Origin of the sequence: Kribbella sp. NPDC051952 (assembly GCF_040680855.1) — a bacterium.
Lineage (GTDB): Bacteria > Actinomycetota > Actinomycetes > Propionibacteriales > Kribbellaceae > Kribbella.
In genome coordinates, this window is record NZ_JBFAXQ010000003.1 from 292,191 (window position 1) to 311,623 (window position 19,433).

Consider the following 19,433-nt stretch of genomic DNA (forward strand, 5'->3'; position numbering starts at 1 on the left):
GACCATTATGGGTTGCAGCTCACCTTGGCCTCCGCCCAGTCGCCGTGATCGCTGGTGACACCGTCGCCGCCGTCCGTCACCTGGAGGGTGAGGGCCTGCCCGCCGGTGACGTCGACCGAGACGTTCGCGGTCGGCGACGTACCGGTCAGGATGTCCGAGGTGTACTTGGCGACACCGTCGACCAGGACCTTGAAGCTGACCTTGCCGCGGTCCTCCATCTCGTCGTCCACGCCGACCTTGGCGGTGAACGTCGTACAGTTGCCGCCCAGTCGCACACTGACCGACGACGGTGCGTGCGTGCCGAGACCCTTCGCGTACGACGTGCCGTCGAGGGTGATCGCTGCTCCGTCACCGGCGGCGTCCTCGCCGTTGCTCTTGTCGCGCTCGACCGGTCCCCAGCCGTTGGTCGAGTCGAGGAACTCCAGGTCACTCACCCACCGCTCGCCGGTAGGTGCTGGCGGCAACGGTTTGTCCGCGATCGTGGCCGCGAAGAATCCGAGCCCACCGCCGGGCAGCTTGATCGCCTTGACCGTCTTCCCCGGATCCAGGGGTACGGCGGTGTAGAAGACCCGGTAGTCCGTGGTGGTGTTGCCGAGACCCGCGGGAGTGTAGCGACCCTTGACCGAGACGGCGAGTTTGGCGCCACCGGTCTCCGGGTCCTGGCAGCACCAGTTCGGTAGCTGGAACGTGCCTTCGGATTGGGTGCCGTCGGTATAGATGATCGTCACCGTTCCGCGGGCGTTCAGGCTTGCACCCGAGCCGAGCAGCGCGAGATGTGAGCCGGTGCCGGAGACAAGGATCGGTGCCGGTTGATCCTTCACCAGGTTGGGCGTGCCGGGTGCACCGGTCGGCCAGGTGAACTCCGCGCCCTGGACGGTGACCTTCGCGCCCGGGGTGTAACCGGCGGTGGCGAGGGCTTCACCGTTGTAGCTGTCACCGGCACCGTCGAAGTTGCCCTTGGCATAGGTTGCCGCGTCGGAGATACCGACGACATTGGCTGCCTGGGACAACGATGCGTACGGCAACTGGGCGGTCGCGCTGGCGGAGTTGGAGTAACTCTTGCCTTCAGCAACATAGGACACCTTGAGTTCCAGGGTGAAGCTCGCCGGTTTCACGTCCGCGCCTGGCGTGACTTGCAGCTTGGTCGTGACCGTCTGACCGGGGTGGACCGTGGCGAACGTGTTCGGCCCGGTAACGCTCCAGCCGGCCGGCACCTGGGCGTCCAGGCGCACGTTGCGCATGGTCGTCTGGCTGCCGTTGCGGAACGTCGCGGTGACCTCAGTGGCCTGGCCTGGTGCGTTCCACAGTGACGGCGTGGTGAGCTCCGGAGTGCCGAAGGTGTTCGACACCGAAGATCCACCGACCGAGGTGGTGCCCAGCAGCCTGACCACGCTGTTGCGGGCCGTCGAGAGCGATGCGGTCTGCACGCGGACCACGCCGTTCTGGTAGGTCCAGTTGGCCTTCCGGCCGTCGATGGTGACCGCGTGCGGTGCGCTGCCGGTATGGACGGTGAGCTCGTACGGCCTCGCAGCCGGCTTGCCCGCATAACTGCCGTTGCTGCGGCCGATGTTCACCGTGATGTCGCCGCGCGACTTGGTCGGCGCGTCGACGGTGAAGGTCTGCTGGGCCGACTTGGCCGAGCGAGTGACGCGGTCGTCCTCGTACAGCGTGAACGACGACTTCCCCTCCGGATAGATGTCCACGGTGAGCGGATCGCCGAAACCCTGCTCGGCCGCGGAGTTGATCCCGGACCTCCACATCGGCACGACCGCACCGGCCTTCACGAACAGCGGGAGCGTGTCGAGCGGCGCGTGGTAGCCGTTGATCGTGGTCGGACCCTGGTAGACCCGTCCGGTCCAGTAGTCGACCCACCGGCCCTTCGGCAGGTAGATACCACTCTTCACCTCGTCGGCACCCCACATCGGCGCAACCAGGAACTCCTTGCCGGCCAGGAACTCGTACTTGGTCGTGTCATCCCAGGTCTTGGGGTCGTCCGGGTACTCCAGCACCAGCGATCGATTCAGCGGTGCCCCGGTCCGATGCGCCTCGGCGGCGTACGTGTAGAAGTACGGCAGCAGCCGCTCGCGCAGCTTGAGGTACTTCCGGTTGATCGCCGTGTACGGGGCGCCGTACGCCCAGGGCTGCTTGTACGCCGGAGTCGACCAGCCGGACATGGTCATGAAGGCCGGGTTGAACACCTTCCACTGCATGTCCCGCACGTACGACGTAGCGGAGCCTCCGAAGATCCCGTCCACGTCACCGGCGCTGTACGCGATCCCGGAGTTGCCGGAGCCTGTGATGGCCGGGATCTGCCACTTGATCGCGTCCAGCGAACCACTGTGGTCGCCGGTCCACTGCACCGCACACCGTTGGGCACCGGCCCAGCCCTCGACCATCCAGGCGAAGCCACGGGCGTTGCTGTACTGCTCGATGCCGTCGTGCGCGGTATCGCAGGCGCTCAGGGCGTAGCGGTAGCCAGGTCCGACCCAGGCGACGTCCAGCTTGCGTACGCGTACTCCGGCGTCACCGACCTCGGCCGCCTGCCGGTCCAGCGAGGACTGCGTCCACAGACCCATCTGGAGGTTGCGCTGCCGCAGTTCGTCACCGGTCTGCTTGAGTGCCGGGATGTCCCGCTTGCCCCACCAGGTGCCATCGACCTGCTCGGAGTCGGTGTTGGCGGAGTAGCCGCAGCCGTAGTCGTCGTTGACGAGCATCCAGCCACCTGGCATGTCCTCGTCCTTGAACCGCTGCGCGACCTTCACCGCATCCAGGGTGGTCACCTTGTCCGGGTTGACCTTCCAGTCGTTGCTGGGGTCGGGGTCCGTGCCGTAGTGACCGCGGTTGTAGCAGTCCGAGTCGCCGTACTCGAGTCCGTAGATCGGAGGCATGAACGGGCGGCCGGTGAGCTCGGTGTAGCGGTCGAGGGAGGTCTTGAGGTCGCCGACGAAGTAGTACGCGTCGAACCGCTTCTCGTCGTGCGTGGTGGCCACCGGGCTGGTGAAGCTGTAGCTGCCGGGGGTGAACGTGTTCCGCAGTACGCCGTACCCCGCGGTGCTCATGTAGTACGGCGAAGCGTTCGGGTTGCCGCCGTCCTCCCAGTTGAAGTCCTTGGTGATCTTGATCGTCTCGTCGCGGTGCGAGAAGCGGCCGTTCTGCATACCGCCGCCGAAGAACTGCTCGTTGGTGCCGCGACCGAGCGTCTGCGTGGTGGCGGTGTCGGTCCAGGACAGCGGTGCGGTCTCGGCCCAGACCAGCTGACCGTTCGCGCGGTAGACGGAGAACCGCAGTGGGGACTTCTGCGCGCGGACCTCGATCTTGCCGGTCGTGAGCGAGTAGTAGGAGCCACGGTCGCGCCAGGACGTGCGCGGCGTGCCGTAGTCGGTCTTGGTGACGATCGTCGACGCCGGGGCGTTCGGATCCTCGGGCGGCGTACTGGCCGGATCGGTGAAGTTCCCGTCCGGCGCGAGCCAGAGCCGGAACACATCGTCCTTCAAGAAGACGACGCGCACCTTCGCCGCTCCGGCGGAGAGCGTGTACGTCGCTTTGTCGGCCGAGAACCCGGAAATGTCACCGAGCGTGGTGCCGGCGGCCCGGGCGGGCGTGCTCACGTGCACCATGGCGGCGGCGACGAGGGCTAGAACGATTACTGAACGTTTCATGCGGACAAAGATGCTCACGAGTGCCTCACTTCACGCATCAATGAACAAGATGCGGTCATTGAAGCTCACCGGCGACGCGTTGTCACCAGGTCGGCCGTGATGAAGTTGAGACGGTGTCTCCATGACGGGGTGAAACCGGAGCATGACGATGAGTCGCATGGCGATCAGGCGACCCATCAGCACCAACAGCCACAGCTTCACCAGGCGTCACGTGCTGACGGCAGGTCTGGCTGCGGGCCTGACGCTGATCAGTCCGGGTCTCGCGCAGGCCTCGCGGTACGAGCCGGAGGACGACCCCGACTTCCATCCGGTCAAGTTCCGGCTGCCGGCGCCGACCGGCCGGAAGACGCTCGGGACGACCGCCATCCACTTGATCGACCGGGACCGGCCGGACCCGACCATGCCCAGCGGTCAGCGCGAGCTGATGATCAGCCTCTGGTACCCGGCCTCGATGGTGGATTCCGCGCCGTACGCCAAATACATGCCCGCGCGGACGGCGGTCGAGGTGGACGACGCCTGGACCGGTGAGTACGGGCTGGCGCTGCCGACCGGGTCGTTCGACTTCGCCAACACCGAGACGCACTCGCGCGTCAACGCGCCGATGCAGCCGCTGCGGCATCCCGTCGTACTGTTCTCACCCGGCTATCAGTACAGCCGGTTCGTCAACACCGCCCAGGCCGAGGACCTCGCCAGCCGTGGATACGTCGTCGTGACGATGGACCACACGCACGAGACGCCGGTCGAGTTCCCGGGCGGGCGGTTCCTGCCGGGTGTGCCGGCGTCGCAACTGCCCGATCCGGACTTCACCCGGAAGGCGGTCGAGACCAGGACCGCGGACGCGCGCTTCGTGCTGAACCAGCTGGAGCGGATCGCCGGCGGGCAGAATCCCGATGCCGAGGGCAACGATCTGCCGCGGGACGTGGCGGCGGGGCTGGATCTGCGCAAGATCGGGATGTTCGGGTTCTCGCTCGGTGGATACGCGACCGCGAACACGCTGCTCGAGGACCGCCGGGTGCTGGCCGGCCTCGATCTGGACGGCACGCTGCAGGACGACCGGACCAAGGGACCGCTCGGCGAGGTGGCGCGGAAGGGACTGGACCAGCCGTTCCTGCTGTTCGGTTCGGACGAGACGCAGCGGACCGATCCGGACAAGGACGGCTACGACGGCTCGTGGGCGAACTTCTGGACCGCCCAGCAAGGCTGGAAGCTCAACCTGGCCCTGGCCGGGACCAAGCAGAAGGCGTTCACGGACTATCAGTTCATCTTCGACCAGCTGTTCCGCGAGATCTACGGCGACGACCCGATCATCACCTCGGTGATGAAGGCACTGGTCGGCGGTGCCGACCCGGAGCGCAGTGTGCGGGCCCAGCGGGAGTACATCGCCGCCTTCTTCGACCAGACCCTGCGGCGCCGCCCGGAGTTCCTCCTGCGCGGCAACTCACCGAAGTACCCGGAAGTCCACTTCGTGTCCTGAGATCCGGTCTACGCCGGGAGACGGCGTACTCTCGTAACGCGGGGGCCGGGCGTGGCCGGTCCGCGACGCGCGGTGACGGTGGTTCTTCGCCCCCGTCTGGAAGACTCGAAACGACGCGGCCAGAAACCCTGGGGAGGCGCGGCCGGGGGGTGACCGGTTACCGTGCGTTGAGAAATGCGTTGCCGTCGGCCGTACTCTGTCCTCGGACGGAGTCGGCTCTGTGCTCGGGGGAACAGGCGTCAGGACAGAGACGTTGTCGGCAGGACGAGAGTAAGGAGCACAGTGGCAGGGGCAGCAGGGACGAAGACATCGGTGGGCACCCGCCTGGTGATCGTCGAGTCGCCGAAGAAGGCGCGGATGATCGCCGGCTTCCTGGGGTCCGGATACGTGGTGGAGTCCAGCTTCGGCCACATCCGCGACCTGCCGAGCGGCGCGGACGAGATCCCGGCGAAGTACAAGGGTCTGCCGTGGGCGCGGCTCGGCGTGAACGTCGAGGACCACTTCGACCCGCTGTACGTCGTCCCGGCCGACAAGCGGGCGCAGATCCGCAAGCTGAAGGACCTGCTCAAGGGCGCCGACGAACTCTTCCTGGCTACCGATGAGGACCGCGAGGGCGAGGCCATCGCGTGGCACCTGCTCGAAGAGCTGAAGCCGAAGGTCCCGGTCAAGCGGATGGTCTTCCACGAGATCACCCCGAAGGCGATCCAGGACGCGGTCGGCAACGCCCGCGACATCGACGATCACCTGGTCGACGCCCAGGAGGCGCGCCGGATCCTCGACCGGTTGTACGGCTACGAGGTCTCGCCGGTGCTGTGGAAGAAGGTCATGCCGAAGCTGTCGGCGGGCCGGGTCCAGTCGGTCGCGATCCGGATGGTGGTCGACCGTGAGCGCGAGCGGATCGCTTTCCGCAGTGCGTCGTACTGGGATCTGGATGCCACGCTGGACGCCGGCGAGGACCGCACCCCGCGGCAGTTCCCGTCCCGGCTGGTCGCTGTCGACAGCCAGCGGGTGGCGCAGGGGCGTGACTTCAGCTCGGTCGGTGAGCTCAAGAGCGCGAACACGGTCCACCTGAACGAGCAGACCGCGACCGCACTGGCTGGAGCGCTGCGCGACTCGCAGTTCACCGTCCGGTCGATCGAGTCCAAGCCGTACTCGCGCAAGCCGTACGCGCCGTTCCGGACCACCACGCTGCAGCAGGAGGCCGGCCGCAAGCTCGGCATGTCCGCCTCGCAGACCATGCAGATCGCCCAGCGGCTGTACGAGAACGGCAACATCACCTATATGCGTACTGACAGCGTCACGCTGTCGGACACCGCGATCACCGCGGCCCGGGCCCAGGTCCGCGAGCTGTACGGTGCGTCGTACCTGCCGGACAAGCCGCGCGTCTACACCTCCAAGGTGAAGAACGCGCAGGAGGCACACGAGGCGATCCGGCCGGCCGGTGAGCACTTCCAGACGCCGGCCCAGACCGGTCTGTCCGGTGCGGAGTTCCGGCTCTACGAGCTGATCTGGATGCGCACGATCGCGTCCCAGATGAAGGACGCCGAGGGGCGCAGCGTCTCGATCAAGATCGACGCGACCGCGTCGACCGGCGAGAAGTGCGACTTCACCTCGTCCGGTCGCGTGATCACCTTCCACGGCTTCCTCAAGGCGTACGTCGAGGGCGCGGACGACCCGTCCGCCGGGACGGACGACCAGGAGACCCGGCTGCCCGACGTGGCCGAGGGCGACGTACTGCCCGCGGTCGAGGTGCTGGCCTCCGGACACGAGACGAAGCCGCCGGCCCGCTACACCGAGGCCACGCTGATCCGCGAGATGGAAGAGCGCGAGATCGGCCGGCCGTCGACGTACGCGACGATCCTCGGCACGAACGTGGCCCGCGGGTACATCTACAAGAAGGGCCAGGCGCTGGTGCCGGCCTGGCTGGCGTTCGCGGTGGTGCGGCTGCTGGAGGAACACTTCACCCGGCTGGTCGACTACACGTTCACCGCGTCGATGGAGGACGTGCTCGACGAGGTCGCCGCCGGCGACCTGCAGCGTGAGGGCGTGCTGTCCCGGTTCTACTTCGGCGACGACAACCTCGAGGGTCTGCAGTCGATGGTCAGCGATCTGGCCGACATCGACGCACGGGAGATGTCCACCTTCCCGGTCGGCGGTGACGACAGCGGGATCGTGCTCCGCGTCGGCCGCTACGGGCCGTACGTCGAGGACAAGGACGAGCGGCGCGCGAACGTGCCGGAGGACCTGCCGCCGGACGAGCTGACCGTCGACAAGGCCCAGGAACTGCTCGAGCAGCCGTCGGGGGTCGAGCACGACCTTGGTACGGCGCCGGACACCGGGTTGAAGGTGGTTGCGAAGGCCGGGCGGTTCGGGCCGTACGTGACCGAGGTGCTGCCGGAGGACGCGCCCAAGGGTGCGAAGCCGCGGACCGGCTCGTTGCTGAAGTCGATGGCGCTGGACAGCGTCGATCTCGACGACGCGATGAAGCTGCTGTCGCTGCCCCGGGTGGTCGGCAAGGACCCGGAGAACGGTGAGGAGATCACCGCGCAGAACGGGCGGTACGGGCCGTACCTGAAGAAGGGCACGGACTCGCGGTCGCTGGCGACCGAGGAGCAGATGTTCGACATCACGCTCGAGGACGCGCTGAAGATCTACGCCGAGCCGAAGCAGCGTGGTCGCCGGGCGGCCGCGCCGCCGCTGAAGGAGCTGGGCGAGGACCCGGCGTCCGGCAAGCCGGTGGTGGTGAAGGAGGGTCGCTTCGGCCCGTACGTCACCGATGGCGAGACGAACGCGACGCTGCGCAAGGACGACTCGATCGAGGAGATCTCGCTGCTGCGGGCGGCGGAGCTGCTGGCGGACAAGCGGGCGCGTGGTCCGGTGAAGAAGGCGACCCGGAAGGCGCCGGCGAAGAAGACGGCGGCCAAGAAGACCGCTGCCAAGAAGACGACCACGAAGAAGGCTGCCGCAAAGAAGACCACGGCCAAGAAGTCGGCGGCGAAGAAGTCCTGAGGGAGCGCACGTGACGAGTCCGGTCGAGGTCAGCGCGCAGCGGCTGCGGGAGCGCGGCGAGCGGGTGACCCCGGCCCGGCTCGCCGTCGTCGAGGTGCTCGCGGGTACCGAGGAACACTTGAGTGCCGAGCAGATCGGCGAACGGGCCGAGCAGTTGCGCCCGGGGATCCATCGCGCCACGGTCTACCGTGCGCTCGACGCCCTCGGCGAGTTCGGTCTCGTCACGCATGTCCACCTCGGCCGGGCGGGGACGACGTACCACCTGGCCGGCGACCTCGCTCCGCGCCACCTGCACCTGCGCTGCTCCGAGTGCGGCACCGTCTACGACGCCCCCGGCGACATCCTCGAGGCAGCCCGCAAAAAGGTCCAACGAGACCTCGGCTTCCAGCTGGCCCCCGAGCAGGTAGCCCTAGTAGGCATCTGCCGCGACTGCCAGTCCTAACCGTCCCCACCCCCGCGGCACCACCCCGCTCCCGCGGAGCCACCCCCGCTCCCGGCCGGAGCCACCCCGCTCCCGCGGCATCACCCCCTCCCGCGGCGCCACCCCGCTGCCGGCCGGATCCGCTGACCCGGAACAGGAGGGGATAACCCCCCGGGGTTGCCCCTTCTCCCCCTCTTATACGAGCCGACAACCGGCAACGCCGGGGGTTATCCGTTCTTGTGATGATTCGGGTGGGGCCGCGGCGAGGAGCGGGGGCTGTCCATATTTGTTCACGAGTGTGGATTCGTGAACAAGTTGGGCTTAGGGTCGATGTCTGTGACCCAAGACTTGAGCTATGTCGAGGACTTTGCTCCCGGCGCCAACGTGCTTCCCCCGCGGGCCTGGCTGGATGACGACTCGGCCCGGCTGCCGCTGACCGGTGAGTGGAGTTTCCGGTTGTCGGCGAGTGTTGCGGAGGCGCCGGACGACCTGAAGGACCCGGACACCTCCGGGTGGGACACGATCGCGGTCCCGGGTCACTGGCAGCTCAGTGGGTACGGCGCTCCCGCGTACACGAACGTGGTCTACCCGTTCCCGGTCGAGCCGCCGTACGTGCCGACCGACAACCCGACCGGCGACTACGTCCGGACCGTGACGGTCCCGGCGGACTGGGCCGGCGCCCGGGTGGTGCTGCGGTTCGAGGGTGTCGACTCGCGGTTCTCGGTGCACGTGAACGGCGAGCTGGTCGGCTGGTCGTCGGGTTCGCGGCTGCCGTCGGAGTTCGACGTCACCGAGCTGGTTGCCCCAGGCAAGGAAGTTCGGATCGCGGTGCGCGTGCACCAGTGGTCCGCGGGCAGTTACGTCGAGGACCAGGACATGTGGTGGCTGTCCGGGATCTTCCGTGAGGTCAACCTACTCGCGCTGCGTCCAGGTGCTCCGACCGACGTTTTCGTCAAGGCGGCGTACGACCATGTCGACGGCGCGGGCACCCTGCTGGTGGAGTCCGACGTACCGGGCACTGTCAGCGTGCCTGAGTTGGGCTTGGAGCTGCCGACGGGCGAGCACCTCCGGATCGAGAAGGTCGAGCCGTGGAGTGCGGAGGTGCCGCGTTTGTACGACGCGGTGCTGCGAACGGACGGTGGTGAGGTCCGGCTGCAGATCGGCTTCCGTACGGTCGCGATCGTCGACGGAGTCTTGACGGTCAACGGCAATCGGGTCCTGTTCAACGGGGTCAACCGGCACGAGTTCCACCCCGATCGCGGTCGGGCACTGACCGAGCAGGACATGCTGGACGACGTACTGCTGATGAAGCGGGCCGGGATCAACGCGGTCCGGACCAGCCACTACCCGCCGCACCCGCACTTCCTCTCGCTGTGCGACGAGTACGGCCTGTACGTGGTCGACGAATGCGACCTGGAGACGCACGGGTTCGGGTACGAGCCGCAGCCGCCGAAGCTGCCGAACCCGGTCATGGACGAGCGGTTCCGCGACGATCTGGTCGACCGGATGCGCCGTACCGTCCAGCGGGACAAGAACCACCCGTCGATCATCATCTGGTCGCTCGGGAACGAGTGCGGGATGGGCGAGAACCTCAAGGCCATGTACGATCTGGCCGAGGAACTCGACCCGTCGCGGCCGGTGCACTACGAGCGTGACACCGAGGCGGAGTTCGTCGACATCTACTCGCGGATGTACACCTCGCCGGAGGGGTGTGCGGAGATCGGCGCGGACACCTCGCTGTACCGGAACCTGCCGTTCATCCTGTGTGAGTACGGCCACGCGATGGGCAACGGTCCGGGCGGGCTGCTCGACTACCGCGAGGTGTTCGAGAAGTACCCGCGCTGCCAGGGCGGTTTCATCTGGGAATGGATCGACCACGGCCTGCGGACCACGATCGACGGACGCGAGGTCTATGCGTACGGCGGTGACTTCGGCGAGACCATCCACGACGGGAACTTCGTCTGCGACGGCCTGCTGCTCCCGGACCGGACACCGTCACCCGGCATGCTCGAGTACATCAAGGTGATCGAGCCCCTCCGCATCGTTGCCGACGGCAACAGCGGCATCGCGATCACCAACCGCTACGAGGTCCGCGACACCAGCCACCTGCGGTTCACTGTGCGGGTCGAGGCGGAGGGGGAGGTTGTCGGCGGCGGCGGACTGCCGGTCCCGGTGATCGCGGCCGGCGAGACGGTGTCGGTGGAATTCCCGCCGGCGCTGGTGAAGCTGCGGGACGCCGGCCGGCCGGAGACCTGGCTGACGGTGACCGCCGAACTCGTCGAGGCGACGCCATGGGCCGAAGCCGGTCACCGCATCGCCTGGGGCCAACTGCGCTTGGACGAGCCGGCCGCCGCTGCTGACGTGACTGGTGCACCTGCCAACGACGTGGTGGCCGGTGTCGGCGGGATCAGCTTCGGTGCGGTGAAGAACGCCCGGCTGGATGTCTGGCGGGCGCCGATCGACAACGACGCGATCCCCGGTGTCGCGGCTGCGTGGCGTGAGCAGGGTCTGCATCGCGTGCAGCACCGGGTCGTATCGCAGGGTGAGCGTGACGGGGCCTGGGAGGTCGTCACCCGGACCGCGCCGCCTCAGCTGCAGTGGGGTCTCGTCAGCACCTGGCGCTGGACTGCTGTCGACAACGGGGTCGTCCTCGCGTTGAGCGTCGTACCCGAGGGGCAGTTCCCGGAGGTGCTGCCGCGGCTTGGGATCACGTTCGAGCTATCGAAGGTCGAGCGGGTCGAGTGGTTCGGCACCGGGCCGAACGAGGCGTACGTCGACACCCGGGAGGCTGCCGCGGTCGGCAAGTACTCGGCCACGGTCGCCGAGCTGCAGACGCCGTACGTCCGTCCCCAGGAGAACGGCCACCGCATCGACACCCGCTGGGCGACTCTCGACGGGCTCCGGATCCAGTCCGTCGGTTCCCTCTTCGGCCTGACCGTTCGGGACTGGACCACCCACGACCTGGAGACCGCCAAGCACGCCCCGGACCTCACCCCGGGTGACACCACCTACGTCACCCTCGACATCGCCCAGACCGGCGTAGGCACAGCCGCCTGCGGCCCAGCGCTCCCGGACCGCGACAAGCTGAAGACAGCCCCAGCCAGCCTGGCCCTCCGCTTCACCAGCTGAGTATGCGGACCTGCGCCACTCATCAACTTGCGTCCGCTCGACCGGCTCACGCTCAACTGCGAGCCGCCGTTGGCGAACGAGCGGGTTGATGAGTGGCGTAGGTCCGCTCTGGTTCAGATGGCGATGGCCGGCCGGGGATGGACGCGGTCGGCTGGTGGGTGGTAGGCGTGCCAGGCAGTGGTCAGGCGGGTGACGGCTTCGGTCAGCTCGTCGGGGCGGGCTCGGAAGTGCAGGCGGACGTGGGCGTCGCTTTGGCCGGTGACGTCCAGTCCGGTGCCTGGGAGGACGGCCAGGCCGTGGCGTAGGGCGGTTTGGGCGTAGGAGGCGCCGTCGCCGTACGGGAGGCGGACCCAAAGGCACTGGCCGCCGGTGACGGTCGGGACGGCCCAGGTGGGCAGGTGCTGGGTGAGGAGCCCGCGCAGGTGGTCGTGGCGGGCTTGGAGTTCTTCGGCCAGGCCCACGCGGTCCAGCTGAGGTAGTAGGTGGGCGGCGGCCAGTTGCGCGGGGACGTTGCCACCCAGGTCGTGGACGGCGCGGATGCGGGCCAGGCGGTTGATGAGTGGGGCGGACGCGCGGATCCAGCCGATCCGGAGTCCGCCCCAGATGCTCTTGCTGAGTGAGCCGATCGAGATCACGGCATCGCTGTACGCCGCCATCGGTGTGAGTCGCGTCGTACCTGGGAAGCCGAGGTCCGCCGGCACCTCGTCCTCGATCAGGGGTACGTCGGCAGCCCGGGCCAGCCGCTCCCGTGCCAGGGACGGCAGCACCGAGCCGGTCGGGTTCTGGTACGTCGGAATCACATAGGCCAGCGCCGGACGCCGCTCCCGCACCGCCGCCTCGAACCCATCCAGTCCGACCGGCAGACCACGCAGTACCGCGCCCTTCTCCCGGAACGCCTCCAACGCGCCCGGGTACGTCGGGGCCTCGACGAGCACCTGGTCACCGGGCGACACCAAAGCATGGGCCAGCAGCGACAGTGCCTGCTGACCTCCATTGGTCACCATCACCTGGTCGGGACAGGTCGGAACGCCCCGCCCGGTGTAGCGGTCCGCGAGAGCCTGTCGTAGGACCGGATGGCCGAACGGGTAGTACCCGATGTCACCAGTGATCCGCGCGAGCTCAGGGACGATCTGCGCGTACGCCTCCGCGACTTGCGGGGGCGGATCACCCGGAGCGGCACAGATAGCCAGCAGTACGCCGTCATCCCGCGACTCCAGCGAGTCGAGGAACATCGGATCCACCGGCGCATCCTCAACCGGCCCAGCGCTCGTCCAACCGGCAACATGTGTCCCACTGCCCTGCCGACGGGTGATGCGGCCCTCTGAGCGCAGTAAGTCGTACGCCGCGACCACTGTGGTCCGGCCGACCGCCAGTGCGCCGGCTAGAGCCCGGTCCGGTGGCAGCAGCACTCCGGGGGGCAGTTCACCGTCGTCGATCAGCCGCCGGAGCCTGGCCGCGAGCAGCACGTACAGCGGGCCGCGGCCGGATGACCAGCGGCCCAATCGCTCTGCTACCTCGATTGGTCTCATTCGCGAACCAATTCTGCCGGATTGGCTCTGGGGACGCCAGTGCATCGTCCGGACGATGGAGGCATGGCGACCTTCCCCCGCAACGACATCGCGTCCCTGACCGCCGACCACCCCCGTCACGACCTCGGGGAGAGCTACGGACCGGACCTGCGCCTGGGTGACCTCCTGACCCCGGACCTGGCCGATCTCGAGCTCGCCTACGGCACCGCCCCCGGCGATCTCCGGCTGCGGACCGCGATCGCCGACCGGCACGGCGTACTACCGGACCAGGTCGTGGTCACGGTCGGTGGGATGCACGGGATCTTCCTGCTCGCCTACCTGCTCGTGGATCGCGGCGAGCAGGTCGTCACGACCCAGCCGCTGTTCCCGTCGACCGGCAACTCCTACGCGTCGATCGGTGCCGATGTCCGCGTGGTCCCGCTGACCTTCGACGACGGCTACCGCCTGACCGCCGAGGCCGTCCGCGCGCAGCTGACGCCGGACACCAAACTGGTCAGCCTGACGACACCACAGAACCCGTCGGGCATCGCCGTACCGCGGGAGACGCTCGGCGAGATCGTCGCCGCGATGACCGAGATCTGCCCGGACGCGTACCTGATGGTCGACGAGACCTACCGGATCGCGTCGTACGGCGATGATCCGGTCGCGGCGACTGCGGCAGGCCTGGGTCCGAAGGTGGTGACAGTGTCGTCGTTGTCGAAGTGTCACGGCGCGGCCGGCCTGCGGATCGGCTGGGTCGTCAGCACCGACGCGGAGCTGGTCGACCGGCTCAAGACCGCGAAGTTCAACACGGTCGTGTCCGCGTCCCCGGTCACCGAGGCGCTCGCCGTCCGGCTGCTCGAGCGGGAGGACGAGATCCTCGCCGTACGCCGTGCTCTGCTCGCGGAAGGTGTGGCGATCACAGAAGAGTGGGTGCGGGCCAACAGCGACGTGATCGAGTGGGTCCGGCCGGATGCGGGTGCATTGTGCACGGTCCGGTTCAAGCAGCCGGTCGACCTGGACCGGTTCCAGCGGGCTGCCGCCGAGCTGGGGGTGCGGCTGGCCGACGGCGACTGGTTCGGGGACGAGCCCGGGGTGTTCCGGCTGGGGTTCGGATTCCCGCCCCCGGGCGAGTTGAAGGTCGCGCTGGATGCGCTGCGCGAGGCTGTCGACGCCGCACACTAGTCTTGCGGTGTGCCGGAGGTTTATGACCCGTTGACCGATCCTGCACCGGCGCATGACGTGCGGGCGGTGTTGCGGATCCGGGCGTTCCGGCGACTCTGGATCGCGTTCGGGCTGTCCAGCCTCGGTGACTGGATCGGCCTGCTGGCGCTGACCGCGATGGCGAAGTCGTTCGCCGGTGACGACTACCAGGCGGCCAACTTCGCGATCGGCGGCGTGCTGTTCCTCCGCGTCCTGCCGGCCCTGGTGATGGGCCCGGTGGCCGGCTGGATCGCGGACCGGCTGAACCGGCGGTCGACGATGATCATCGGCGACCTGGTCCGGGGTGCGTTCTTCGTCAGCATCCCGATCGTCGGCACGCTCACCTGGGTGCTGGTGGCAACGGTGCTGATCGAGATCGTCAGCCTGATCTGGGGTCCGGCCAAGGACGCCAGCGTGCCCAACCTGGTGCCCCGGCACCGGCTCGAGGCCGCCAACCAGATCAGCCTGATCACGACGTACGGGACGGCGCTGCCGGCCGCGGTCATCTTCACCGCGATCACGCTGCTGTTCCGCTGGGCCGGCGACTTCGCCATCGACCTGGCTGTGTACGTGAACGCCGCGACCTTCGTGATCTCGGCCTTCGCGATCATCTCGGTCTCGGAGATCGGCCGTGCGGTCCACGAGCACGACGACCACCCGACGCTGTGGCGGACGATGGTCGAGGGCTGGTCCTACGTCACGGGCACGCCGGTCGTGCGGGGTCTGGTGGTTGGGATCTCCGGTGCGTTCGCGGCGGGCGCGGTCGTGATCGGCCTCGGTCGCACGTACGTCGAGGATCTCGGCGCCGGCGATCCGGGGTACGGCGTACTGTTCGGGGCTGTTTTCGGCGGTCTCGCGCTCGGGATGGGCTTCGGGCCGCGGATCTTCTCGGGTCTGTCCCGGCGACGGTTGTTCGCGGCCGGGCTGGTCGGGTCGGGGATCTGCCTGGCCGGGCTGGCTCTGATTCAGCAGATCGAGATCGCCACGATGATCGCGATTCTGCTCGGGTTCTGCGCCGGCGCTTCCTGGGTCTCCGGGTACACGTTGCTCGGGCTCGAGGTGCCGGACGCGGTTCGCGGTCGGACCTTCGCCTTCGTGCAATCCGCCGTACGGACTGTTCTTGCTGTGACGCTGGCGATCGCGCCGTTCGCGGCCGGTGCGATCGGGCGGCACACGTACACGGTCGCTGAGAAGTCGGTCACCTACAACGGTGCCTCGATGACGATGCTCATCGCCGCGATCGTGGCCGGAGTCATCGGTCTGGTCGCCTGGCGCCAGATGGACGATCGTCCCGGTGTCCCGTTCTGGCGCGATCTGCGCCGCAGTTTCGGCAAGACACCCGGCGTGTATCCGACGACCGGCCTGTTCATCGCGCTCGAAGGTGGTGAGGGCGCTGGGAAGTCGACCCAGTCCGCGTTGCTGGTCGAGTGGCTCAAGGAGCAGGGGCAGCAGGTCCTGCTCACCCGCGAGCCGGGCGCGACCGAGCTCGGCAAGACGCTGCGGGAGATCGTCCTGGACCCGGCCACCGGCGACATCTCGCATCGCGCCGAGGCGCTGATCTACGCCGCCGACAAGGCCGAGCACGTGGATTCGGTGATCAAGCCCGCGCTGAAGGCCGGCGCGGTCGTCATCACCGACCGGTACGTCGACTCCGCGCTGGCATATCAGGGATCCGGACGGGACCTGGACCTGAGTGACGTGGAGCGAGTGAATCGCTGGGCGACCGATGACCTCCGGCCGAACCTGACCATCCTGCTCGACCTGCCGCCGAAGCACGGCCTCGGTCGCTTCGCCGAGCGGGACCGGATCGAGGCGCAGTCACACGACTTCCACGAGCGGGTCCGGAACGCGTTCCTCGAACTGGCCGCCGCCGAACCGCAGCACTACCTGGTCCTCGACGCGGCCCAGGATCGTGAGGATCTCGCCAAGCAGATCCGCGCCCGGCTCCAACCCCTCCTCCCGAAGGTGAACTGATGACCGTCTGGGACGACCTTGTCGGGCAGGAGCCGGCTGTCGCCGTACTGACGAAGGCGGTGGCGGGCGCCGAGGCCGGGATGCGGGGCGAGCGAGGCGCCGCGGTTGCCGGGATGACGCATGCCTGGCTGATCACCGGACCACCTGGATCGGGCCGGTCGAATGCGGGGCGGGCGTTCGCAGCGGCTCTGCAGTGCAAGAACAACCAAGGCTGCGGCGAGTGCAACGAATGTCGTACGGCGCTCAGCGGAGCACACCCCGATGTCTCCTTGATCCGCACCGAATTGCTGTCGATCCGCGTCAGCGAGATCCGTGAACTGGTTCGCCGGGCCGCGATGAGCCCGACCCAGGGCCGGTGGCAGGTGATGGTGGTCGAGGACGCGGATCGCTTGACCGAGCAGGCCGCTGACGCGCTGCTCAAGAGCATCGAGGAGCCCGCGCCGCGGACCGTCTGGGTGTTGTGCGCGCCGACGGTGGAGGACGTCGTACCGACGATCCGGTCGCGGTGCCGGCTGCTGGTGTTGCGGACGCCGCCGGTGGACGCGGTCGCGCAGATGCTGGTCAGCACGCTGGGTGTGGATCCGGAGCTGGCCGGATTCGCCGCGCGGGCTGCGCAAGGCCACATCGGGCGGGCTCGGGCGTTGGCACGGGACGAGGAAGTGCGGGCGCGGCGGACCAAGGTGCTCGAGGTTCCGTTCGCCTTGCGCGACCTCGGTGCTTGCCTGAAGTCAGCGCAGCAGTTGGTCGAGGCCGCGAAGGAAGAGGCGAAGGCCAGCGCGGAGAAGGTCGACGAGAAAGAGCGGCTCGCCCTCGAGCAGGCGCTCGGTGTCGGGACCAAGGGCGCCAAGCCACGCGAGGCGAACGCCGCGTTGAAGGAGCTCGAGGATCAGCAGAAGGCGCGCGCCAAGCGGTGGGAACGCGACGTGCTGGACCGGTCACTGGTTGATCTGATGGCGCTGTACCGGGATGTGATGGTCGTGCAGACCAAGGCCGGCACCGAACTGATCAACGCCGAACTGCACCGCAACATCGAGCAATTGGCGGCCAGAACCACGCCAGAACAGACGATTCGGCGTATCGGCGCGATCGCTGCCTGTCGCGAAGCGATCGAGACGAATGTCGCGCCCCTGCTCGCGCTCGAGGCGATGACGATCGGGCTGTTCGAGGGGTAGGTCACACTCCGAGACTGCTGTCCGATTACTGGTCAGCCGATGTAACACCGAGACCGGCGGGTCCGATGTCCGTGTGTCCGGGCAAAACAGATCGCTCGGCACGATTGATTGCCGAACGGACCCGAATGAGCCAGCCGCCCCCACCGATCCAGCCTGCGCGGCCCTCGCTGCCGTCGGCCGAGTCCTGGCTGGCCGGCGTCCCGACACCGGCTCAGCAGCGACAGGACCGGTACGCCGTGGCCGCGCTGGTGACGAGCCTGCCCGGACTCGTCCCGATCGCCGTGGTTCTGGCCGGGATCGCCCTGCGCCGGATCAAGCGGACCGGCGGTCGCGGCAAGGCGCTGGCGTACGGCGCTCTGGTGGTCAGCCTGTGCTGGGTCATCGCGATCGGTGTCGCGGTCGCCCTCGGCCTCGACGTCGAGCGCCGGGCCGGGATCGGCCGGACCGTCGCGATCTCGCAGGTCGACGTCGGGCGGTGCTTCGACGCGGACCTGGAGGCCCAGGCGCTCAAGTCGGTCCGGCTCGCGACCTGTTCGGTCGCGCACACCGGGGAGGCGTACGCGAAGGTCCGCGCCAGCCTGACCGGACTGTCCGCCGAGCAGACCGGGACGGTCGCGACCCAGCAGTGTGCGATCGCGTTCAACACCTTCGTCGGCAAGCCGTACGAGCAATCCGAGCTGGACATGTACTACGTGGTGCTGGAAAATCGTGCCGTTGCTGATGGCAACGTCCTGTGCCTGGTCGGGATGCCGGGGATGAAGCTGACAGGTAGCATGCGCGATTCACAGCGATAGTCGTACCGGCGTCAGTTGCCAGTTGGGGGAGAGCATGGCGCAGCCACCGTACGGCCCGGACCCGGGCCGGCCACAAGACCGGCCGCAGGACAGTACGCGGCCGTTTCCGACGTACGGCCGTCCTGAGGAAGCCACCCAGCAGTTGCCGACCCAGCAACCTACGCAGCAGTTGCCGACCCAGCAGCCAGGCACTCAGTGGGCAGCTCCCGGTCAGCCTGCCGGGCAACAACCGCCGCCCCCGCAACAGCCTCCGGCCGGACAGCAACCGCCGTACGGGCAGCAGCCTTCTTATGGGCAGCAGGCTCCTCCCGGGCAGCAACCGCCGTATGGGCAGGGGTATGGGCCGGCGCAGTATCCGGCGCCGTACGGTCAGCCGCCGGCGCCGTACGCGTATGGCTACGGGTATCCGGGGCAGTCCCGTGGAACCAATGGCCTGGCGACCGCGGCGCTCGCGACTGGACTCGGCGGGCTCGTGATCCCGTTCGGCGCGCCGGTGGCGATCGGCCTCGGCATCGCCGCGCTCGTGCAGCTCCGCAAGCGCCAGGAAAGCGGCAAGGGGATGGCGATCGCCGGCCTGGTGATCGGTTCGCTCATCACGCTCGGCTATCTGGCCCTCATCGCGTTCATGATCGTGCTCGGCAGCGGCAGCGAGGGCGACTACGGTTCGTCCGGCCCCGGCTCGACCTCCTCCGGTTCCGCGGTGGACGTCGACGCACTGGCCGTCGGCGAGTGTTTCGACGACGGCGACGACGAGGGCGAGGTGGTCCGCCGCCCCTGCCCACAGGCCCACGACGGCGAGATCATCTCGAACATCACCCTCCCCGAAGGCCCGTACCCCGGCGACAAGAACGTCGTCAAAGCCGCCAAGTCCGGCTGCGCCGGCGACTTCGCCAAGTACGTCGGCAACACCATGGACAAGTCCGAACTGGACCTGGCCTGGTGGACCCCCGACCAGGACCTCTGGGAAGACGAAGACCGCCTGGTCATCTGCGCCGCCTACGGCCCACCCGGCGAAGACCTCACCGGAAGCGTCAGGAACAGCCGCAGGTAGTACGCCGGGAAGGTGGTTGTGCAAGTACTCTGGCGCGGT

Annotated in this window: 11 protein-coding genes; 9 read left to right on the top strand and 2 right to left on the bottom strand. The window is 68.2% G+C overall.

Annotated features, from left to right (window positions below):
• Positions 1 to 5: 5 nt before the first annotated feature.
• Positions 6 to 3,659, bottom strand: coding sequence for an NPCBM/NEW2 domain-containing protein (locus AB0L70_RS08480; RefSeq protein ID WP_363681479.1), 3,654 nt, complete (start codon positions 3,657 to 3,659; stop codon positions 6 to 8).
• Between the two features lie 157 nt (positions 3,660 to 3,816).
• Between AB0L70_RS08480 and AB0L70_RS08485 the strand changes: the two genes are divergently transcribed.
• The 4 genes from AB0L70_RS08485 to AB0L70_RS08500 all read left to right on the top strand — a co-directional run bounded on the left by AB0L70_RS08485 (position 3,817) and on the right by AB0L70_RS08500 (position 11,692).
• Positions 3,817 to 5,133, top strand: coding sequence for a hypothetical protein (locus AB0L70_RS08485; RefSeq protein ID WP_363681481.1), 1,317 nt, complete (start codon positions 3,817 to 3,819; stop codon positions 5,131 to 5,133).
• 282 nt (positions 5,134 to 5,415) lie between these two features.
• On the top strand, positions 5,416 to 8,142 hold the full coding sequence (gene topA / locus AB0L70_RS08490) for a type I DNA topoisomerase (RefSeq protein WP_363681483.1): 2,727 nt from the start codon (positions 5,416 to 5,418) through the stop codon (positions 8,140 to 8,142).
• Between the two features lie 10 nt (positions 8,143 to 8,152).
• The gene (locus AB0L70_RS08495) at positions 8,153 to 8,584 is read left to right on the top strand and encodes a Fur family transcriptional regulator (protein WP_363681485.1); all 432 of its coding nucleotides are present in this window, start codon (positions 8,153 to 8,155) and stop codon (positions 8,582 to 8,584) included.
• 309 nt (positions 8,585 to 8,893) lie between these two features.
• The gene (locus AB0L70_RS08500; protein ID WP_363681487.1) at positions 8,894 to 11,692 is read left to right on the top strand and encodes a glycoside hydrolase family 2 TIM barrel-domain containing protein; all 2,799 of its coding nucleotides are present in this window, start codon (positions 8,894 to 8,896) and stop codon (positions 11,690 to 11,692) included.
• Positions 11,693 to 11,805: 113 nt separating this feature from the next.
• On the opposite strand, the gene AB0L70_RS08505 is transcribed toward AB0L70_RS08500, so the two are convergent.
• The gene (locus tag AB0L70_RS08505; protein ID WP_363681489.1) at positions 11,806 to 13,221 is read right to left on the bottom strand and encodes a PLP-dependent aminotransferase family protein; all 1,416 of its coding nucleotides are present in this window, start codon (positions 13,219 to 13,221) and stop codon (positions 11,806 to 11,808) included.
• Between the two features lie 63 nt (positions 13,222 to 13,284).
• Here AB0L70_RS08505 and AB0L70_RS08510 point away from each other — a divergent pair, with 63 nt between their 5' ends.
• From AB0L70_RS08510 to AB0L70_RS08530, 5 genes are all read left to right on the top strand, one after another.
• Positions 13,285 to 14,385, top strand: a complete 1,101-nt coding sequence (locus AB0L70_RS08510; protein WP_363681491.1) for a pyridoxal phosphate-dependent aminotransferase — start codon at positions 13,285 to 13,287, stop codon at positions 14,383 to 14,385.
• 9 nt (positions 14,386 to 14,394) lie between these two features.
• The gene (tmk, locus tag AB0L70_RS08515) at positions 14,395 to 16,377 is read left to right on the top strand and encodes a dTMP kinase (protein ID WP_363681493.1); all 1,983 of its coding nucleotides are present in this window, start codon (positions 14,395 to 14,397) and stop codon (positions 16,375 to 16,377) included.
• Entirely contained in the window at positions 16,377 to 17,549 is a 1,173-nt protein-coding gene (locus tag AB0L70_RS08520) for a DNA polymerase III subunit delta' (RefSeq protein ID WP_363681495.1), read from the top strand. Before tmk ends, AB0L70_RS08520 begins: the two co-directional genes overlap by 1 nt.
• A gap of 125 nt (positions 17,550 to 17,674) precedes the next feature.
• Complete coding sequence (locus tag AB0L70_RS08525) at positions 17,675 to 18,343, top strand: DUF4190 domain-containing protein (RefSeq protein ID WP_363681497.1); 669 nt, start codon at positions 17,675 to 17,677, stop codon at positions 18,341 to 18,343.
• A 34-nt stretch (positions 18,344 to 18,377) separates the two neighbouring features.
• Complete coding sequence (locus AB0L70_RS08530; RefSeq protein WP_363681499.1) at positions 18,378 to 19,394, top strand: DUF4190 domain-containing protein; 1,017 nt, start codon at positions 18,378 to 18,380, stop codon at positions 19,392 to 19,394.
• Positions 19,395 to 19,433: the final 39 nt, after the last annotated feature.

Bases quoted from the DNA above. Each gene is read 5' to 3' on its own strand.
- AB0L70_RS08480 (WP_363681479.1), bottom strand. From the start codon at position 3,659: ATGAAACGTTCAGTAATCGTTCTAGCCCTCGTCGCCGCCGCCATGGTG.
- AB0L70_RS08485 (WP_363681481.1), top strand. From the start codon at position 3,817: ATGGCGATCAGGCGACCCATCAGCACCAACAGCCACAGCTTCACCAGG.
- AB0L70_RS08500 (WP_363681487.1), top strand. From the start codon at position 8,894: ATGTCTGTGACCCAAGACTTGAGCTATGTCGAGGACTTTGCTCCCGGC.
- AB0L70_RS08505 (WP_363681489.1), bottom strand. From the start codon at position 13,221: ATGAGACCAATCGAGGTAGCAGAGCGATTGGGCCGCTGGTCATCCGGC.
- AB0L70_RS08510 (WP_363681491.1), top strand. From the start codon at position 13,285: ATGGCGACCTTCCCCCGCAACGACATCGCGTCCCTGACCGCCGACCAC.
- AB0L70_RS08520 (WP_363681495.1), top strand. From the start codon at position 16,377: ATGACCGTCTGGGACGACCTTGTCGGGCAGGAGCCGGCTGTCGCCGTA.
- AB0L70_RS08525 (WP_363681497.1), top strand. From the start codon at position 17,675: ATGAGCCAGCCGCCCCCACCGATCCAGCCTGCGCGGCCCTCGCTGCCG.
- AB0L70_RS08530 (WP_363681499.1), top strand. From the start codon at position 18,378: ATGGCGCAGCCACCGTACGGCCCGGACCCGGGCCGGCCACAAGACCGG.